A 17,856-nucleotide genomic window follows, 5' to 3' on the forward strand; every position below is an offset into this window, starting at 1 on the left:
TTGGACTGCCTTTTCTCCTTCCGGACAGAAAATATGGCCGTCCCGAAGCACTATTTGCGCTTCGTCTTCTATAAAAATTGGAAGGGTTCCGTATCGACCTGCGAGGCAATCGCTTCCGTCGCGTACTTGCGCTGCGCCAGCTCTTGGCGCAGCCATTCGGCGAGGCGCGGCTTCATGAGCTTCTCGATATTATGGCCGGGATCGATAATCGCGAGACCCGCGGCCAACGCGTCATGGGCCGTGTGGTAATCGATATCGCCCGTGACGAGCACGTCGGCTCCGGCAAAGGACGCATGCCGAATATACCGCGAGCCTGAACCGCCGAGCACGGCGACCTTGCGTACCATTCGCTCCGGGTCGCCGACCAGGCGCAGCATCGGCACGTCGAAGGCGGCTTTGGCTCTGGCCGCAAGCTCGCCCAGCGTAACCGGCTGCGGCAGCTTGCCGACGCGGCCCAAGCCGAAGACGCGGCCCTTCAGCTCGACGGGATAGAGGTCGTAGGCCACCTCCTCGTAGGGATGCGCCTTCAGCATCGCCTGCACGACCTTGCGGTGTGCGCTGTGAGGGACGATCGTCTCGACCCTGACTTCCTGGACGCGCTCGAGGCGTCCCGTCTCGCCGATGAACGGCTGCGCGCCGTCGCCCGGCTTGAACGTCCCCGTACCCGCGATATTGAAGCTGCAGTGGCTGTAGCCGCCGATTTGACCGGCCCCGGCATTCCAGATAGCCTGCAGCACCTGCTCGTGATGCGTCTCCGGAACGAAAACGACGAGCTTGAGCAGCTTGTCCGTGTGCACGTCCTCCAGCGAAGCGCGTCCTTCCGCCGGCAAGCCGAGCATGTCCGCCATCCAATCGTTGATCCCGCCGTCGGCGACGTCCAGATTGGTATGCGCAATATAGACGGCGATATCGTGCTTGATCAGCTTTTCGTACAGCTTGCCGGCAGGCGTCGACGTATCGAGCTTCGCGAGCGGCCGGTAGATGATCGCATGATGCGCGACGATCAATTCCGCGCCGTCCGCGATCGCTTCGTCCACGACCTCGGGCGTAACGTCCAGCGCGACGAGCACTTTGGTCACTTCCTTCTGAAGCGTGCCGAGCTGAAGGCCGATTTTGTCGTTTTCCATGGCGATATGCTTCGGCGCCAGCTGCTCTAGGAGCTGGACGACGGTTTGGCCGTTCGCAAACATGACAGCACCTCCTCGATGGCGTTCATTTCCTTGCGCAGCTGCGCTTCTTTCTCTCTCGATTCCGGGAGCTCCGACTGCTCCAGCTGCGCGCAGATTCGCGCCAGTTTGGCGTATTCATGGCGCCATTTGCCATGCAGCAGCTCTTCTCGCTCCCGAAGCAAGTAAGGGCCCATGCGGTACAACCAATCCCGCTTCTCCGCTTCGCCCAGCTGGACGGACAAGAAGGACGGGTCGTACAGCCATTCGTTCGTGACGTCATCGGGACTGTCGGACTCCCGCAGGGCATGAAGGACCTCGTAGAGCTTTCCGTCCTCTTCGAGCAGCGATTCGCTTTGCAGCACATACCCCTGTTCCGTCAGCCATCTGCGGACGATCTCCTCGCCGACGTTCGGCTGAAGCACCAATTCCCTGACGCCTTCCAGCTTGCCCGCTTGGCGTCCCGTCTCCAGAATCTCCGCCATCAGGCTGCCGCCCATGCCCGCGATCGTGACGGTATCCGCTTCGCCCGGCTCCAGGACGGCCAGTCCGTTTCCTTGCCTGGCCGCGATGGCCTTCGTCAATCCCGCCTCGGCAATCTGCTTTCTGGCTGCCTGAAGCGGCCCTGTGTTAAGCTCTCCGGCGATTGCCGACGGGCACTTGCCGGCTTGCAGCAGGTATACCGGCAGCAGCGCATGGTCGGAACCGATATCCGCCGCGCGCGCGCCAGCCGTTACCCGATCGGCGATCGTCTGTAATCGTTTTGATAGCTTTATCATGTCTACGCAACCCACGCAATCCATTGTTTTCGAAGCGAGAAGAGCAGTGCGCCCCCCGCGATAATTTTAACGATCAAAGCCAGCTGGATGCCGCTCATGCTGTCCGCGAACAACGCCGCGTACAGCTCGGGCATGAACCAAGCGAGCGCGCCGGCGATGAACAGGATCGAAGCCGCCGGCTTCGTCCACCGCTGGACGAACCAGCTGCACCAGCCGAATACGAACGATACCGGCAGCCAATAGAGCTGGATCTCGTACCATGCCGGCGATTCCGTATTGTTCGCCAGCAGCCAAGCATAGACGAGGAAAGAAGCCATCCATCCGCACAGGTGCAGCAGCGGAATTCTCGCTCCGATGCCGAACGCGACCCAAGTGAGCGCGCAGAACGACAGCAGGCCCGATTTCCAGCCCCAAGCATCCAATTCGTGCAGCTGCAGCATATACAGTCCCGAACCCAGCATGAGCAGCATCCCGGCGCCGACAAAACCTAGGCCTACCGATTCATTTTTCTTCCGATACTTTTGGCCTATAAACAGCAGGGCATATACGCCCGTCATCGACAGCGCAATTTGCAATAGCGGATGAAAAACGTTAAAATAAAGAACAACAAAACAAATCAAGGAAAAAATTCCAAATGTAAGGAGCCATTGCTTCGCCGAAGCTCCTTTCACTACAATCGCCGCTCGTCCCGTAAACGAAGCCGGAGCCCGGGTCTCCCCTTCGTCCAGATACAGATTCAACAGGAAGTCGCAATATTGCTCGGGCAGCAGCTTCGAGCGCTGCCAATGCTCGATTTCTTTGACAATCGTTTTCCGGCGTTCCTGATCCATGTCGGCTTGTGGTCCCTCTCTCCAGGCGTCATGTTGGCTTAAGTAAGAAGAAGCGGCAAAGTCCCGCACTTCCAAAAAAGACCTTGCTGCTTAACGCAGTAAGGTCCAGAAGGTTATTCAAGAAAATCTTTGAGCCGTTTGCTGCGGGACGGATGACGCAGCTTGCGCAGCGCTTTCGCCTCGATTTGACGAATCCGCTCGCGGGTGACGCCGAACACTTTGCCCACTTCTTCCAACGTGCGCGTACGGCCGTCATCGAGTCCGAACCGAAGGCGCAACACGTTTTCTTCACGCTCCGTAAGCGTATCGAGCACGTCCTCCAGCTGTTCCTTCAAGAGCTCGTACGCGGCGGCATCCGCCGGGGCGAGCGCTTCCTGATCCTCGATAAAATCGCCCAAATGCGAGTCGTCTTCTTCCCCGATCGGCGTTTCGAGCGATACCGGCTCCTGCGCAATCTTCATGATTTCCCGAACCTTCTCGGTACTCAGATCCATCTCGGCCGCAATCTCTTCCGGGCTCGGCTCGCGGCCCAGCTCCTGAAGCAGCTGACGGGATACCCGTACGAGCTTGTTGATCGTTTCGACCATATGGACCGGGATCCGGATCGTGCGCGCTTGGTCCGCGATCGCGCGCGTGATCGCTTGTCTGATCCACCATGTCGCATACGTGCTGAACTTATAGCCCTTCGTATGGTCGAATTTCTCGACGGCTTTGATCAGACCCATATTGCCCTCTTGAATCAAGTCCAAGAACAGCATGCCGCGGCCCACGTAACGCTTGGCGATGCTGACGACGAGCCGGAGGTTCGCTTCTGCCAGCCTGCGCTTGGCTTCTTCGTCGCCATGCTCGATCCGCTTCGCCAGCTCCACTTCGTCGTCCGCCGACAACAGGGGCACCCGGCCGATTTCCTTTAGGTACATCCGAACGGGATCGTTTATTTTAATGCCCGGCGGGAGCGCCAAGTCATCGTCGAAGTTGAAGTCGTCTTGTTCGCGTTCCTGATCGTCCCTGTTGCCAATCGGAAGATCCTCGTCGTTCTCGTTCACTACTTCAATGCCGATATCGTCAAGCTGTTCAAAGAATTCGTCGATTTGTTCCGGATCCTGATCAAACGGTGAAAGCTTCTCCATGATTTCTTTGTAGGTTAAGGAGGATCTCTTCTTCCCGTGTTCGATCAGCTGTTCTTTGACGAGCTCCAGCTTCTGTTCGGTATCCAATTCAGTATGTTGATCATTCGCCATATTCCGACTCCCTCCTCCCTAGAAACGATCATCCTACCGACCTTTAAGCTGTCTCTCTAGGGCTATAATCTCGCTTGCAGTTTGTACATTTCAATTCCAAGCTGTGCCGCTTTCAGGTTGTCGCCGGACCGCTCCGCCTTAATCATCGCTTCTTTTATCTGTTCAATCTCTCGAAGCTTAGGCACCTTGCTGATTTCGTTGACATAATCGTCGAGCAGCTGCTCGTCGAACGGCATGTCGTCGTCCATCATGAGGATGGAAGCGGCCGCCCGTTCAAGGCGGTCATCCTGAAGCGACGCAATAAATCGGCTAACATCCGGATCATGGCCCTGCGCGTAATAAGCGTATAAATAAGCAGCAAGCGCTGCGTGATCCTCCACGTGAAAAGCTTCCCCGAGCTTCTGGTGCACCGTGTTCGCGATATCCGCGCTCTGCAGCATTTGCGCAAGCAGCTTGCGCTCGGCTACCTGATAGGCGGGCAACACGGGCGGCGCAGAGGATGAACGGCGGTTTTCACGGTTTTCATTCCTACCATTATTCCACGAATTGTCGTTATTATCCCTTTGCGGTTTCATTTTTTGAAGCTGCTGCCGTTCGTTAAAACAGTCCTGCTTCAACGAATCCAAGGACATATCGAACTCGCGGGACAGCTCTTTCAAATAAAATTCCCGCTCTGTCGGCGAATCCAGCACGGCAATGATGCGTACGGCTTCCAGCAAGTAATTTTTCTGTCCCTCTTCTTCTAGGAGTATATGGTTTTTCTTAGCATATAGTAATTTAAATTTTGTGGCGGAAACCGGGTGTTCGATAATTTCCCGAATGAACGCATGCGCGCCGTTCTGTTCGATAAACTCGTCCGGATCCATGCCTTTCGGCAGCATCGCCACTTGAACGCGCAGCCCGGCCTTCTCCAAAATCGGGATGGTTTTGAGCGCCGCCGCTTGTCCGGCATTGTCGCCGTCGTAGCATAGAATCGCCTCGTCCGCATTCCGCTGCAGCACCGCCGCGTGCTCCTCCGTCAATGACGTTCCCATGGATGCCACGCCGTTATGCACGCCCGCGCTCCATGCTTTGACGACATCCATATAGCCTTCGAACAACACCACGCGCCTGCTCTTGCGCAGCGCCACCCTGGCATGATGGAAGTTATACAAATTCCGGCTTTTGTTAAACAGCATCGTCTCCGGAGAATTCAAATACTTCGGCTGTCCCTCCCCGAGCATTCGGCCTGCCAGCGCGATCACTTTGCCGTCGCGGTTCCAGATCGGAAACATGACCCTGTCCCGAAACCGGTCGATGTAGCCGCTCTTGTCCTGCTTCCCGATCAACAGGCCGCCCTTCTCCATCAAGGCGGAATCGAACTCCCGCTTCTCCAGGAAACGCGCGAGCGTATCCCATTCGGGAGGCGCGTAGCCGATCAGGAATTGGTCGATTTGCTTGTCCGTCACGCCCCTTCCGCGCAAATACTGCAGCGCGGGTTGTCCGTGCGTCGTGTTCATCAGCAGATAATGATACAGTTTGGCTGCCAGCTCATGCGCTTGAACCAGCTTGTCGCGCTCCCCGTTTCCCTCATTGCTCTGCCCGTCCGTCGATCCGGACCACGTTATCGGGATGCCGGCTTCTTCCGCCATGGCGCGCACGGCTTCCGGAAACGAATATTCTTCGATTTCCTCGATGAACTTGATGGCGTTCCCGCCTTTGCCGCATCCGTAGCAATAGAAGATGCCTTTCTCCGGCGTGACGGTAAAGGAAGGCGTCTTCTCTGAATGAAACGGGCAAAGCCCCTTCATGTATTTCCCGTTTTTCGAGAGGTGAACGTACTTTCCTACCGTTTCGACGATATCGTGATGCTTGAGCACCGCTTCAATGACGGAATCCGGTATTTTCCCGTATGCCATACCCCTTCACCTTCATCCTAAATGACAAGTAATACTATTCGCTACGGTTCAGCATTCTCCTGCCGAGATTCCAAAACTTTTGTCAGCATTTGTTGAAAACGGGTCCGATCCTCGTCCGACATCGCTTTGGGTCCCTTCGTCCTTCCGCCTGCCCGGCGCCGTTTCGCCAGCTCGTGCCTGCGCTCCATCAAGTAGTCGATATTGCTGTCATCGTACTCCTGGCCGCGCGGCGACAGCGCGGTCGCGCCTCTGGCCAAGACGATCGTCGCCAGCCCGAAATCCTGCGTCACGACGATGTCGCCGCGTTTGATGCGATTGGCGATGTACAGGTCGACCGATTGATCGCTGCGGTCGACCTGCATGATCGCGACGCCCTTCTCCGCCTGCAGCCGATGATCATGCGAAGCTACCATCAGAACCGGCACGCCGTGCGTTCGAGCAACCTCGACAATTTCCCGCTTCACCGGACAAGCGTCGGCATCGACTACAATTGTTGGCACCGCCGTCAAATTTGCACCACCGTATCTTCATGTAACTTCCGTACTATTATATACGGCAAATAACTAAAAAATCCTGCTTCCCGCGCGTCATCAAACGGATTCGACGTACTCCATGATGAGACTGGCGGTTTCCTCCACCGCTTTGTGGGAAACGTCGATCACGAGACAGCCGATCTTGTCCGTGATGGATTTCGCGTACTGCAGTTCGAATTCGATCCGGTCCGCCTTCGCGTACGACGCGCTGTCCGGAAGCCCGAGCGCCTTGAGCCGTTCCTTGCGGATGCCGTTCAGATAATGAACGTCGATCGTCAAGCCGACGACCTTCTCCTTCGGAATCTGGAACAGCTCTGGCGGCGGGCCGACCTCCGGAATGAGCGGAACGTTCGCGACCTTGAACTGCTTATGCGCCAGATACATGGAAAGCGGCGTCTTGGACGTCCGCGACACGCCGACGAGCACGATATCGGCTTTGAGTATGCCGGTCGTGTCCCGCATGTCGTCGTACTTGACGGCAAATTCCACCGCCTCCACCTTGCGGAAATAATTCTCGTCCAGCACGTGGTTCAATCCCGGTTCCTGGCGGGGCTTGCGGTCCGTCTTCGCCTCCAGGCTGTTCAGCAGCGAGCCGAGCAGATCGATCGCGGTCACGTCGTACTTCTCCGCCAAATCGATCATCCGTTCCCGAAGGCCCGGCAGCACCAGCGTATAAAGCATGATGGCGTCATGCGCCTTCGCCAGCCGGACGAAGCGTTCCAGCGCCGCTTCGTCATGTACGAACGGAACGCGGCGGATATCCGCGTGAATGGGATGAAATTGGGCCACCGCCGCCCTTACGACAAGCTCGCCGGTATCCCCGGCGGAATCGGAAACGACGTAAATAATGACGTCAGGCTGTGATTCGGCTGCCATTTCAATCCCCTCCTTCAAATATTCGCTTCAAGGTCTCCAAAACCGTTGCGCTTTGCTTCGCGCCCCGTTTACCAAACCAATTTCGAAAAGTCCGCTACCTGCGTTACGCTGCCCGCGATCGAGGCCAATGTCGCCAAACGGTTCGCGCGCACGGCTTCGTCTTCCGCCATGACCATGACATGGTCGAAATACGCATTGATCGGGTCCTTCAGACCCGCCAGCTTGACGATCGCCGCAGCCGCTTCGCCGCGCTCGACCTGCGCGGCAATATCCTCGCGCACGGAAGTCCACGCGCGATAAAGCGCGCCTTCGGTCTCATCCGCGAACAGGCTCGGATCCACTTCATTAGACGCGGCTTTCGCCGCAAGGTTGCACACCCGGTTGAGCGCGTCCACGACGGTCTTGAATTCCTCGCGCCGGTCGCCTGCAGCCGCGGCCGTCACCGCCGCCGCACGGTCGACCGTGACGCGCAAATCTTGATATCCGACGGCCATGACGGCGTCGACGACGTCGTAGCGAACGCTTTGTTCCGTGAGCACGTTCTTTACGCGAAGCGAGAAGAACTCGTACAGGTCCTTGCGTATTTCGGCCGCTTCGCGTTTCATGCCGCGCGCGGCGTGCACGTCGAGCGACAGGTCGAACAGCGTGCCGAGCGGCAGCTTCAAGCCGTGCGCGAGGACGATTTGCACGATGCCCGCGGCTTGGCGGCGAAGCGCGTAAGGATCCTGGGAGCCGGTCGGAATGATGCCGATGGAGAAGCAGCCGACGATCGTGTCGATCTTATCCGCGAGGCTGACGACGGCGCCGATGATCGAAGCCGGCGCGCGGTCGCCCGCAAACCGCGGCTGGTAGTGCTCGTTGATCGCTTGGGCGACCGCTTCCCGCTCGCCGGCCTTGCGCGCGTAATCTTCGCCCATGATGCCCTGCAGCTCGGGGAATTCGTAGACCATCTGCGTCACGAGATCGAATTTGCAGATCGCCGCCGTGCGCGCGGCATCGTCGGAGGCTTGCGCGTCCAAGCCGAGCGCGGCCGTCAATTTGCCCGTCGTTGCCACGATACGGCGGACCTTATCCGCTACCGTGCCGAGTTCTTCGTGATAGACGATCGATTCGAGCTTGGCCAGCGCGTCGCCGATCGCAAGCTTCTGATCCTCGCCATAGAAAAATTTCGCGTCGGACAAGCGCGCGCGCAATACTTTCTCGTTGCCTTTGGCGACGTTCTCGATGGAGGTGCGGTCGCCGTTGCGAACCGTGACGAAGAAGGGCAGCAGTTTGCCGTTGCCGTCCAAGACCGGGAAATACCGTTGATGCTCCCGCATCGACGTGATCAGCACTTCCTGCGGAATGCGCAGGAACGATTCGTCGAACGTGCCGAACAACACGTTCGGATACTCGACGAGGAACACGACTTCCTCCAGCAAGTCTTCCTTGATCGCGATATGCCAGCCCTTGTCGGCGGACAGCGCATTGATCTGCTCGACGATCAGCGCTTCGCGCTCGGCCGCGTCGGCGATGACATGCTGTTCCTTCAGGCGCGCCACGTAATCGCGCGGCATGGCAATGTCCGTCTCGCTGCCCAAGAAGCGGTGACCGCGCGTCGTTCTGCCGCTTTGGACCGCCGTGATTTCAAGCGGAACGATCTCCTCGCCGAACAGAGCCACCAGCCATTTGATCGGGCGGACGAAGCGCAGGTCGTAATTGCCCCAACGCATGTTCTTCGGGAAAGACATCGAGGTAATGATGGACGCAAGTCCTTCCGGGAGTACGTCGCTCGTCGCCGTGCCGATGCTGCTCTTGTTGGCGTAAATATATTCCACGCCGCCGACTTCTTTGAAGAAGAAATCGCCGGGCTCGACGCCTTGGCTGCGGGCAAAGCCCAGCGCGGCCTTGCTCCATTCGCCGTTGTCCCCAAGCGCGATTTTGCGGGACGGGCCTTTGACTTCCTCGTTCACGTCCGCTTGCTTCTCTTCGACGTCCCGGACCAATACCGTGAGACGGCGAGGCGTCGCGTACGCTTCGATTTCGCCGTGCGCGATCCGGCCGTTCTCCAGCCATTTGGCGGTTTTCTCTTTCAATTGATTCATGGCGCCGCGCACGAAACGGGCCGGCACCTCCTCGAGTCCGATCTCGAGCAGCAAATCCTTAGCCATTGACGTTCACTCCTTTCTTGAGCAGCGGGAAGCCGAGACGTTCGCGCTCCTCCAGATACGTTGCCGCGCATGCCCTTGCCAAGTTGCGCACGCGCATGATATACCCGGTGCGTTCCGTCACGCTGATCGCGCCGCGCGCATCCAACAGGTTGAACGCATGGGAGCATTTCAGCACGTAATCGTAAGCAGGAAAGACGAGCTTATGCTCCATCGTTTTCTTCGCTTCTTCCTCGTACATGTTGAACAGCGAGAACAACATCGCCGCATCGGACGTTTCGAAGGTGTATTTGGAATGCTCATACTCCGGTTGGAGGAAGACGTCGCCGTACGTCACGCCGTCGACCCACTCCAGATCGAACACGTTTTCTTTCTCTTGGATATAAGAAGCAAGCCGCTCCATGCCGTATGTAATTTCCACGGCAACGGGATTCGCGTCGATGCCCCCGACCTGCTGGAAGTACGTGAATTGCGTGATTTCCATGCCGTTCAGCCACACTTCCCAGCCGAGCCCCCACGCTCCGAGCGTCGGCGATTCCCAGTTGTCCTCGACGAAACGGATATCGTGATGAAGCGGATCGATGCCGAGGCGTTTCAGGCTTTCCAAGTACAGCTCTTGGATATTGTCCGGCGACGGCTTCAGGATGACTTGAAACTGGTGATGCTGGTAGAGACGGTTCGGATTCTCCCCGTAACGGCCGTCCGCGGGACGCCTCGACGGCTCGACGTACGCGACATTCCATGGCTCGGGCCCGATAGAGCGCAGAAAGGTCATCGGATTCATCGTGCCGGCGCCCTTCTCCGTGTCGTACGGCTGAACAAGAATGCAATTTTGTTCCGCCCAGAACTGCTGAAGCGTCAAAATCATGTTCTGAAAATTCATGTTCTTCTTCTCTCCTTTAATGATATTAACCCCGCCGTTTCCATAACGAGCGCGCATGAACGCCAAAAAAAGCTCCCGTCGCTACGTCTGGTTGTCAGACATAGGGACGAAAGCTTGAGCTTCCGCGGTTCCACCCTACTTGGTTTTCGAATGCATCAGTCGCGGCGACTGCGTCGAAAACCCGCTTTTAAGCCTTGCTCTCAAACTCCGGAGCGCCTTTCATCGCGTAGGTCCGTCCGGGCTTTCACCGCCCCCGGCTCGCTTGCGTCGGACAATTACCGATTACTCTCTCCATCATCGCTTATTCACATAATAATTTATCTTATCAATTCCAGGTCCTCGTGTCAAACCTAGCCAAACCATAAAGCCTCGAGTCCGTTCATATGGAGTATTTATCCATTTGATCCAGAAAAGCGCGAGATTTCAACGGCAGCGCCACATGCGTGTCCATCAGCAGACGCATGGCCTGCTTCAACTGCTGCTTCGTCTCGTCCTTGATCGCGATATTGCCGAGCCGCCTGAGATCCATCTGTTGGTATAGCCGAAGCAGCTTGAGCGCGCCATCGCCAAGCGGAAGCGCCTGAGGATCCTTGTACGCGCATCGGCTGCACAGAATCCCGCCATTTCGCGCGCTCAACGCCATCGGACCTGCTTCGTTGCCGCAGGATACGCATGCCCGGAAATCCGGCCCGTAGCCGGCAGCTTGCAGCACCTTCATCTCGAACAGCTGAATGGTCACCGTCACGTCCTTGCCTTCGGCGAAGGCATTCAGGCAAGCCTTCAGCTGCTCGTACATAAACGCGCCCGCGTCTTCTTCTTGAAGCGCGCGGTCTACCAACTCCGCGGCATAGGAAGAATAGGCGGTCAAATCAAGCTGTTCACGCAAAACATGGTGAGATTCGATGATCTCACCATGCGTCAACGTGCCAAGCCCGCTGTTTCGGAAAAACAGATACTCCCCGTGCGTGAATAGCTGCGACAGGGAACCGTAACGGCTCTTGATTTTCTTGGCGCCGCGGACGATGACGCCGATCTTGCCGTGCGTATTCGTCAACAGCGTCACGATTTTGTTGCCTTCCCCGTAATCCGTGCTTCGAATCACGATCCCCTCGACCCGGTACTGCATGAGCCTCTCCCCCAAACTCCCGCGGACAACGATCCGCTATGAAGCACCTTCGCGTTCGGCCGGCGCTTCTCCTTCTTCCTCTTGAGGAATGGCCTCAGCCGACGCGTGCTCTTCCATCTCCCTGTAAAGCATGAAAGCCTCCACATCCCCGGTCAGCGTAAAATACTTCCACGAAAAATTTCGCATTCGTATTCATCCTTTCCGCGCTCAGAAATGTTGCTCACGGATTAGGATGCGATGAAGGGATGAAGCTTATGCCGCCAAATTATTGTCATTTCCGGCTCCGGCTGGAACTTGTCAATCGTTGCGGAAGCCGAGATCCTTGAGCACCCGTTCCTGGTTGCGCCAGTCTTTCTTCACCTTGACCCACAGCTCCAGGAATACGCGCGAACCGAGCAGCGTCTCGATATCGCGCCGCGCCTCTTTGCCGACCTGCTTCAGCAGCGCGCCTTGCTTGCCGATGACGATGCCTTTCTGCGAGTCGCGCTCGACGTAAATGACGGCTCCGATATAGACCACGCCGTTATCCTGCACCTTCATATCTTCGATGGCCACGGCGATGGAATGCGGTACTTCTTCGCGGGTCAAATGCAGGATCTTCTCGCGGACGAGCTCCGCGCATACGAATTGCTCCGGATGGTCCGTCACCTGATCGGCCGGATAATATTGCGGGCCTTCCGGCAGGTAACCGCCGAGCACCCGAAGAAGCGTATCGACGTTGTTGCCCTTCAAGGCGGACACCGGGATGATCTCCGCGAAATCGTAAAGCTCTTTATATTGCACGATGAGCGGCAGCAGCGCTTCCGGCTCGATCTTGTCGATTTTATTCATAATGAGGAACACCGGCGTCGTGATCTTCTTGAGCGCTTCGATGATGAAGCGATCTCCTCCGCCGAGTCCTTCGGACGCATCGATGAGGAACAATGCCGCATCCACTTCTCCCAGCGTGCTGATGGCCGATTTCACCATGAAGTCGCCCAGTTTCGAGGTCGGCTTGTGGATGCCGGGCGTATCGAGAAACACGATCTGGGAATTGTCCGTCGAATAGACGCCGTGGATCTTGTTGCGCGTCGTCTGCGGCTTGTCCGACATGATCGCGATCTTCTGGCCGATGACTTCGTTGATGAGCGTCGATTTGCCGACGTTCGGCCGGCCGACGATCGCCACGAACCCGGAGCGGAATTTTTCTTTGGATCCTTTGGATCCGGTATTTGTCGTTGTCATAGGTGGTCTAATGGCCCCTTCCAGGCATTACGCGTAAATTAAGCTTGGTGAAGCTGATTGGACGAGAAAGCGCCGGGCAGCAACTCTTCGACCGTGAGTATCTGCCAATCGCCTTTCATATTGCCCATGATGACCGGCATGTCGAGCGAGCAGAGCTCCACGAGCACCTGCCGGCATACGCCGCAGGGCGTAATCGGCGTCTCCGTGTCGCCCACGACCGCGATCGCCTTGAAGCTGCGCGCGGCATGGCCGTCCGCGATCGCGCGGAACAACGCGGTTCGTTCCGCGCAGTTCGTCGGGCTGTACGCCGCGTTTTCCACGTTGCAGCCGTGATGCACGTCGCCCTCCGCATCCAGCAGCGCGGCGCCGACTTGAAAGCGCGAATACGGCACATAGGCTTTCTTCTTCGCTTCGATGGCTTGTTCCATCAACTGCCGAAAGGGCTCGGGCAGCGGTTGTTTCGTTAGTTCGGTCATGTGAAGTTTCTCCTTCTCTCAGGGCAGCAGATGCGGCCCGAATACGATCAGCCCTACGGCAACCGCCGTCGCGGCGGCAAACAGCACCGCCGCGGCCGCCGTGTCCTTCGCCGCTTTCGCGAGCGGATGCTTCTGCGGGCTGACCAGGTCGACGACATGTTCGACGGCCGTATTGAGCAGCTCCGCGGCAAGGACCATGCCCTGCACGATAATGATCGCCGCCCATTCCATGGCGGATAAACCGAACAGCAGGCCCGCCGCATTGACCGCGACGACAAAGGCAACATGAATCCTCATGTTCGCCTGCGTGCCGACGGCGCTGCGAAAGCCGCTCCAAGCGTAGGCGACGCTGCGCAGAAACCGTATCATTAACGGGTCAAACCTGCTTGCAGGAGCACGGCTTCCTGTTTCTTCGTCATGACGGCCTCGCTCTCCTCATCCTGATGGTCGTATCCGATCAGATGAAGGAAGCCGTGCACGAACAGGAAGCCGAGCTCCCGCTCGAGCGAATGTCCGTATTCCTCGCTTTGCTGCTTCGCGCGTTCCGCGGAAATGACGATATCGCCGAGCATCCCGTCGTAGGGGATCGGATCGCTCTCGTCTTCCACTTCGTAGATGATGCCCAGCTCCTCGTCGGTTTCTTCCTGCATCGCGAACGACAGCACGTCCGTCGGACGGTCGATGCCGCGGTAGTCTTTGTTCAGTTGGTGAATTTCCTCGTCGTCGACGAACGAAAGCGTCACTTCCCCTTCGGTCAAGCCTTCCGCTTCGCCGGCCAGCCGCAGCAGCTTCTCCAGCACGCCGACGAACGCCTCCGAAATGACCACTTTATCTTGATCGTTGCTCCAGTCCAACTGCAAACTCATGCCAGCCGCTCCTTTGATTTTACGTCTTCCGGGTATTCGATGCGCGAATGGAAGATGCCGATAATGGTTTCCTTCAGCGTTTGCGCGATTTTCTCGAGCTCTTTCAGCGTCAGGTCGCATTCATTGAACTGATCGTCTTCCAAACGGCCTTTGATGATCTTGTGAATCATGGATTCCACCTGTTCCATCGTCGGGCTGCGCATGCTGCGCACCGCGGCCTCGACGCTGTCCGCGATGCCTACGATCGCAGCCTCCTTCGACTGCGCTTTCGGACCCGGGTAGCGGAAATCCTCTTCGGTGAAGTCCGGCTCGACGCCTTCTTCTTCCGCCAGCTTGGTTGCCTTGTGGTAGAAGAATTTCAAGAACGTCGTGCCGTGATGCTGTTCCGCGATATCCCTGATCGGCTTCGGCAGCTTGTGGTTCTTCAGCATCTCCACGCCGTCGCGCGCATGCGCGATGATGATCGATTTGCTCAGCTTGGGATCGATGGAATCATGCGGGTTTTCGAAATTCGTCTGATTCTCGATGAAATAGCCGGGCCGCTTCGTTTTGCCGATGTCATGATAGTAGGAACCGACGCGGCACAACAGGCCGTTCGCGCCGATCGCTTCCGCCGCCGCTTCGGACAGGTTGCCCACCATGACGCTGTGGTGATAGGTGCCCGGCGTTTCCGTCAGCAGCTTGCGCAGCAGCGGATGGTTCGGGTTGGACAGCTCCACCAGCTTCAGCGCCGACAAAATGCCGAAGGTGACCTCGAAGAACGGCATAAGCCCCACGACGAGAATCGCCGTCAACAGCCCGCTCGCGAAAGCGAAGGCTACGGTCATGACCAGATCGGTTTTCGGCGGAATATCCCCAAGCAGCAGGATCGCCAGAACGGACGCCGAGCCGAATAAGCTGGCCATGATGCCGGCCTTCAGGATCGTGGACCGCTGGCTCGCCCGATGAATGGCGAAGATGGCCGCGAACGACACGACCGCCGTCGTGAATCCATAGTTGAAATCGAAGATCTGGCCGGAGCCCGTATTAAATATAATACTCCCCATAATGGCAAAAACAAAGGAGCTCACGACCGCCAGCTGCACGTCGAGGAGCATGACGATCAGCATCGCGCCCATTGCCGTCGGCGCCAGATAACCGACGTACGGCATCGTCCGCGTCTGCGTCAGCTCGACGATATGCATCGCCAGCAGGTTAAGCAGGTAGATCAGCAGCAGCATGAGAATCTGCGCGTTGCTGTATCCGGTCCGCGTGCCGCCGCTCAGGTTCGATGCCTTCTCCAAATATCCGTAGATGACGATCAGAAACAACGCCGAGAACAAGAACAGCCCCAGCTGCGGCCAGTAATTTTTCTTGGTCTGCAGCAGCCCGAACGAGGACAAGCGCTCGTACGTTTCCTTCGTGATCTCGTCGCCCTTATGGACGATCACGTCCCCTTGCTTGATGACCACCTGCGGGGTGTTCTCCTTCGCGGCCACCCGGGCGTCGTTCGTCGCTTGCTTGTCGAGGAACTTGTTCGGCATGATCGCGTAGCGCGCCAGTTCCTGCACGATTTCCCGCGACTTGCGTTCGCTCAGCGAGCTGGCGTTCACGAGCTCCGCGACCTTCGTCCGTGCCGTCTCCGCTTCGCGGAGCGAGTCGCCCATCAGCTTGTGCACGATCTGCACCGCGACGGTCTGCATATCGCTAAGCTGGGCGGCCGTCAATTGCGGCATTTTGTAGAAGGTTTCCTCCGGGATGCGATATGCCTGCTCTTTGACGACCGTGGACATTTCCTCGAGCAGCGAGTCGTTATACGTGCCGTTGCCTTTGTTCAGCCGAACGAACTGATCCACGTAATCGATGTACATTTGCGGAATCTCGCTGCGGTAGATCGCCACTTTGTTCTCGAGCGTCACTTGGTCGTCCTGATTCAGCTGCTCCATGCGGGCGAAAACCTGCTCCAACAGCGTTTCGCTGCGAAGCGCGACGATGGAGTACATCGGCTCGACGCGTTCGGCCGCGTCCTCCTGCGCCTGAAGGGTCGCTTTCTCGTCCTTGATCTCCATCGGCGCTTCGATGTCGCGGTCGCTCGCTTTGCCGAGCTCGATGTTGTACGTCTTGGGAAGAACATGCGGCGCCAGGCTAAAATAAAAAAGCAGAACGAACAGAAGCAGCAGCAGCCAGCGAACGGCACCGCTGTTCCTCCATCCACTCCAACCGAATGTCTTCGTTTCCTCCTGACCGGTCTGCTGATTCATCACGTTGCTATCCTCCTAAAACGTGCATCCCCCTAATCCCCGAACTTCGCGGGACCTCCAGGAACTTCCGTCCCATGGAGCCTCTCTCTATGCCGCCACGGACATCGTCCTTGGACCCTTATGATTATCATCCTATCATAGAACCAGCAATTGCGATTTTACAACTGTTTCGCGCTCGTGCAAGCATTAAAAAAATTTCACAAGCGCTAAAAAGCCATCAATTACAGCTGAAAAACAATTTCACAACCCCCTAAATCCCCCTTGCCTAAGGGGGACCCCAGGGACTCCGTCCCTGGACCCGGACGGGGCCAGCCTGCTACCGGGCCGACTTCGAAGATACTTTGGCCGATGGCTCGCTTACGTCCGCTAGCGCGGACACGCTTTACTTGCGGCGTGCTTTCGCTGCTTGTTGCCGAATTCAAGTTTGAAAAGGAATCCGGCACTTTGCGTTCGACATACTTCGGAGGCTTGCCGCGATTTTTGAAAGTAACGCAAGGCTTCCTAAAGCGCGAGGCGACTGCAAAAATAAATCAGCAAAGCGCGCGTTCTCGCTTTGCTGTAACTGCTCTTTTTGGAAGACGACCGGCAGCGCGCTTACTCTCCCCGGCTTTCGGCGTCGATATTGTAAGCGGTAATGATTTTCTGCACCAGCGAATGCCTGACGACGTCTTGTTCGGTGAATAGGATAAAGCCGATTTCCGGGATGTTCTGCAGGATGCGCTGCGCTTCGATCAGGCCGGAGCGCTTGCCCCGCGGCAGATCGATTTGGGTAACGTCGCCGGTAATGACCATTTTGGAGCCGAATCCGAGTCGCGTCAGGAACATTTTCATCTGCTCCGGCGTCGTGTTCTGCGCTTCGTCCAGGATGATGAAGGAATCCTCCAGCGTGCGCCCGCGCATGTACGCCAACGGGGCGACTTCGATGAGCCCGCGTTCGAACGCCTTCGTTGTCTGGTCGGGTCCGAGCACGTCGTGCAGCGCGTCATAGAGCGGCCGCAGGTACGGATCGACCTTTTCTTGCAAGTCACCGGGCAGGAAGCCCAAATTCTCGCCCGCTTCCACCGCAGGCCGCGTAAGAACGATCCGTTTCACCGAACCTTCCTTCAAGGCCGCGACCGCGAGCACGACGGCCAGGTACGTTTTGCCCGTCCCGGCGGGGCCGATGCCGAAGACGATGTCCATTTTTTTGATCGTTTTGACATAGTGGCGCTGGCCGATCGTTTTTACCCGAATCGGTTTTCCGCGAAACGTCGTCGTAATCTCCGCCTTGAACAAATCGAGCAGCTGATCGGCTTGCATCGTTTTGGACAACTCCAGCGCATACGCGATATCCCGTTCCGAAGGCGTATATCCGCCCCGCACCAGCTGCTGAAGCACCGTGTAGAGCTGCTCCAGCGACTCTACTTCGTCCGCCGGTCCGGAGATGGCGATTTCCGCGTCGCGCGACATGATGTCGGATGACGCCTGCTGCTGCACAAGCCGTAGGTATTTATCCTGCGGGCCAAACAAAGCCAGCCCTTCCGCCGCGTTAGCAAGTGGAATTTTGACAACCTTGAATTCATTCGGCAAAA

General features: G+C 57.4%; 17 protein-coding genes. All 17 read right to left on the reverse strand.

From position 1 onward, the window contains the following. Positions 1-68: 68 nt before the first annotated feature. Complete coding sequence (locus GT019_RS03025) at positions 69-1,190, reverse strand: Nif3-like dinuclear metal center hexameric protein (protein WP_161741022.1); 1,122 nt, start codon at positions 1,188-1,190, stop codon at positions 69-71. Next, positions 1,154-1,945, reverse strand: coding sequence for a tRNA (adenine(22)-N(1))-methyltransferase (locus GT019_RS03030; RefSeq protein WP_161741024.1), 792 nt, complete (start codon positions 1,943-1,945; stop codon positions 1,154-1,156). Before GT019_RS03030 ends, GT019_RS03025 begins: the two co-directional genes overlap by 37 nt. A 2-nt stretch (positions 1,946-1,947) precedes the next feature. After that, positions 1,948-2,775 carry a hypothetical protein gene (locus GT019_RS03035; protein ID WP_161741026.1) on the reverse strand — a complete coding sequence of 276 codons (828 nt, stop codon included), beginning with the start codon at positions 2,773-2,775 and terminating at the stop codon, positions 1,948-1,950. Between the two features lie 113 nt (positions 2,776-2,888). After that, positions 2,889-4,016: an RNA polymerase sigma factor RpoD gene (gene rpoD / locus GT019_RS03040; RefSeq protein ID WP_161741028.1), complete on the reverse strand. Its 1,128-nt coding sequence runs from the start codon at positions 4,014-4,016 to the stop codon at positions 2,889-2,891. Positions 4,017-4,078: 62 nt separating this feature from the next. Beyond that, a complete protein-coding gene (gene dnaG / locus GT019_RS03045) occupies positions 4,079-5,914 on the reverse strand; it encodes a DNA primase (RefSeq protein WP_161741029.1) in 1,836 nt (611 codons plus the stop codon). Between the two features lie 41 nt (positions 5,915-5,955). After that, entirely contained in the window at positions 5,956-6,423 is a 468-nt protein-coding gene (locus GT019_RS03050) for a YaiI/YqxD family protein (RefSeq protein ID WP_161741032.1), read from the reverse strand. Between the two features lie 81 nt (positions 6,424-6,504). Further along, the gene (locus GT019_RS03055; protein WP_161741034.1) at positions 6,505-7,323 is read right to left on the reverse strand and encodes a pyruvate, water dikinase regulatory protein; all 819 of its coding nucleotides are present in this window, start codon (positions 7,321-7,323) and stop codon (positions 6,505-6,507) included. Positions 7,324-7,391: 68 nt separating this feature from the next. Then, positions 7,392-9,473 (reverse strand): glycine--tRNA ligase subunit beta, encoded by a 2,082-nt coding sequence (gene glyS / locus GT019_RS03060; RefSeq protein WP_161741036.1) that lies wholly within the window; start codon positions 9,471-9,473, stop codon positions 7,392-7,394. Then, complete coding sequence (gene glyQ / locus GT019_RS03065) at positions 9,466-10,353, reverse strand: glycine--tRNA ligase subunit alpha (protein WP_161741038.1); 888 nt, start codon at positions 10,351-10,353, stop codon at positions 9,466-9,468. Before glyQ ends, glyS begins: the two co-directional genes overlap by 8 nt. Positions 10,354-10,732: 379 nt before the next feature. Further along, on the reverse strand, positions 10,733-11,479 hold the full coding sequence (gene recO, locus GT019_RS03070; protein ID WP_161741041.1) for a DNA repair protein RecO: 747 nt from the start codon (positions 11,477-11,479) through the stop codon (positions 10,733-10,735). 36 nt (positions 11,480-11,515) lie between these two features. Next, complete coding sequence (locus GT019_RS03075; protein WP_161741043.1) at positions 11,516-11,665, reverse strand: YqzL family protein; 150 nt, start codon at positions 11,663-11,665, stop codon at positions 11,516-11,518. 111 nt (positions 11,666-11,776) lie between these two features. Then, positions 11,777-12,703, reverse strand: coding sequence for a GTPase Era (era, locus tag GT019_RS03080; protein ID WP_161741045.1), 927 nt, complete (start codon positions 12,701-12,703; stop codon positions 11,777-11,779). 38 nt (positions 12,704-12,741) lie between these two features. Beyond that, on the reverse strand, positions 12,742-13,179 hold the full coding sequence (gene cdd / locus GT019_RS03085; RefSeq protein ID WP_161741047.1) for a cytidine deaminase: 438 nt from the start codon (positions 13,177-13,179) through the stop codon (positions 12,742-12,744). A gap of 18 nt (positions 13,180-13,197) precedes the next feature. Continuing rightward, the gene (locus GT019_RS03090) at positions 13,198-13,548 is read right to left on the reverse strand and encodes a diacylglycerol kinase family protein (protein ID WP_161741049.1); all 351 of its coding nucleotides are present in this window, start codon (positions 13,546-13,548) and stop codon (positions 13,198-13,200) included. Continuing rightward, on the reverse strand, positions 13,548-14,045 hold the full coding sequence (ybeY, locus tag GT019_RS03095; protein ID WP_161741051.1) for an rRNA maturation RNase YbeY: 498 nt from the start codon (positions 14,043-14,045) through the stop codon (positions 13,548-13,550). Before ybeY ends, GT019_RS03090 begins: the two co-directional genes overlap by 1 nt. Continuing rightward, the gene (locus GT019_RS03100) at positions 14,042-16,285 is read right to left on the reverse strand and encodes an HD family phosphohydrolase (RefSeq protein WP_161741488.1); all 2,244 of its coding nucleotides are present in this window, start codon (positions 16,283-16,285) and stop codon (positions 14,042-14,044) included. The genes ybeY and GT019_RS03100 overlap by 4 nt, the downstream gene beginning before the upstream one ends. A 594-nt stretch (positions 16,286-16,879) precedes the next feature. Next, complete coding sequence (locus GT019_RS03105; RefSeq protein WP_161741053.1) at positions 16,880-17,854, reverse strand: PhoH family protein; 975 nt, start codon at positions 17,852-17,854, stop codon at positions 16,880-16,882. Between the last annotated feature and the right edge of the window lie 2 nt (positions 17,855-17,856).

Origin of the sequence: Paenibacillus glycinis (assembly GCF_009909185.1) — a bacterium.
Taxonomy (GTDB): domain Bacteria; phylum Bacillota; class Bacilli; order Paenibacillales; family Paenibacillaceae; genus Paenibacillus_Z; species Paenibacillus_Z glycinis.

Coding starts and splice junctions, on each gene's coding strand:
- GT019_RS03025 (WP_161741022.1), bottom strand. CDS start 1,190: ATGTTTGCGAACGGCCAAACCGTCGTCCAGCTCCTAGAGCAGCTGGCG.
- GT019_RS03030 (WP_161741024.1), bottom strand. CDS start 1,945: ATGATAAAGCTATCAAAACGATTACAGACGATCGCCGATCGGGTAACG.
- GT019_RS03035 (WP_161741026.1), bottom strand. CDS start 2,775: ATGGATCAGGAACGCCGGAAAACGATTGTCAAAGAAATCGAGCATTGG.
- rpoD (WP_161741028.1), bottom strand. CDS start 4,016: ATGGCGAATGATCAACATACTGAATTGGATACCGAACAGAAGCTGGAG.
- dnaG (WP_161741029.1), bottom strand. CDS start 5,914: ATGGCATACGGGAAAATACCGGATTCCGTCATTGAAGCGGTGCTCAAG.
- GT019_RS03055 (WP_161741034.1), bottom strand. CDS start 7,323: ATGGCAGCCGAATCACAGCCTGACGTCATTATTTACGTCGTTTCCGAT.
- glyS (WP_161741036.1), bottom strand. CDS start 9,473: ATGGCTAAGGATTTGCTGCTCGAGATCGGACTCGAGGAGGTGCCGGCC.
- glyQ (WP_161741038.1), bottom strand. CDS start 10,353: ATGAATTTTCAGAACATGATTTTGACGCTTCAGCAGTTCTGGGCGGAA.
- recO (WP_161741041.1), bottom strand. CDS start 11,479: ATGCAGTACCGGGTCGAGGGGATCGTGATTCGAAGCACGGATTACGGG.
- GT019_RS03075 (WP_161741043.1), bottom strand. CDS start 11,665: ATGCGAAATTTTTCGTGGAAGTATTTTACGCTGACCGGGGATGTGGAG.
- era (WP_161741045.1), bottom strand. CDS start 12,703: ATGACAACGACAAATACCGGATCCAAAGGATCCAAAGAAAAATTCCGC.
- cdd (WP_161741047.1), bottom strand. CDS start 13,179: ATGACCGAACTAACGAAACAACCGCTGCCCGAGCCCTTTCGGCAGTTG.
- GT019_RS03090 (WP_161741049.1), bottom strand. CDS start 13,548: ATGATACGGTTTCTGCGCAGCGTCGCCTACGCTTGGAGCGGCTTTCGC.
- ybeY (WP_161741051.1), bottom strand. CDS start 14,045: ATGAGTTTGCAGTTGGACTGGAGCAACGATCAAGATAAAGTGGTCATT.
- GT019_RS03100 (WP_161741488.1), bottom strand. CDS start 16,285: ATGAATCAGCAGACCGGTCAGGAGGAAACGAAGACATTCGGTTGGAGT.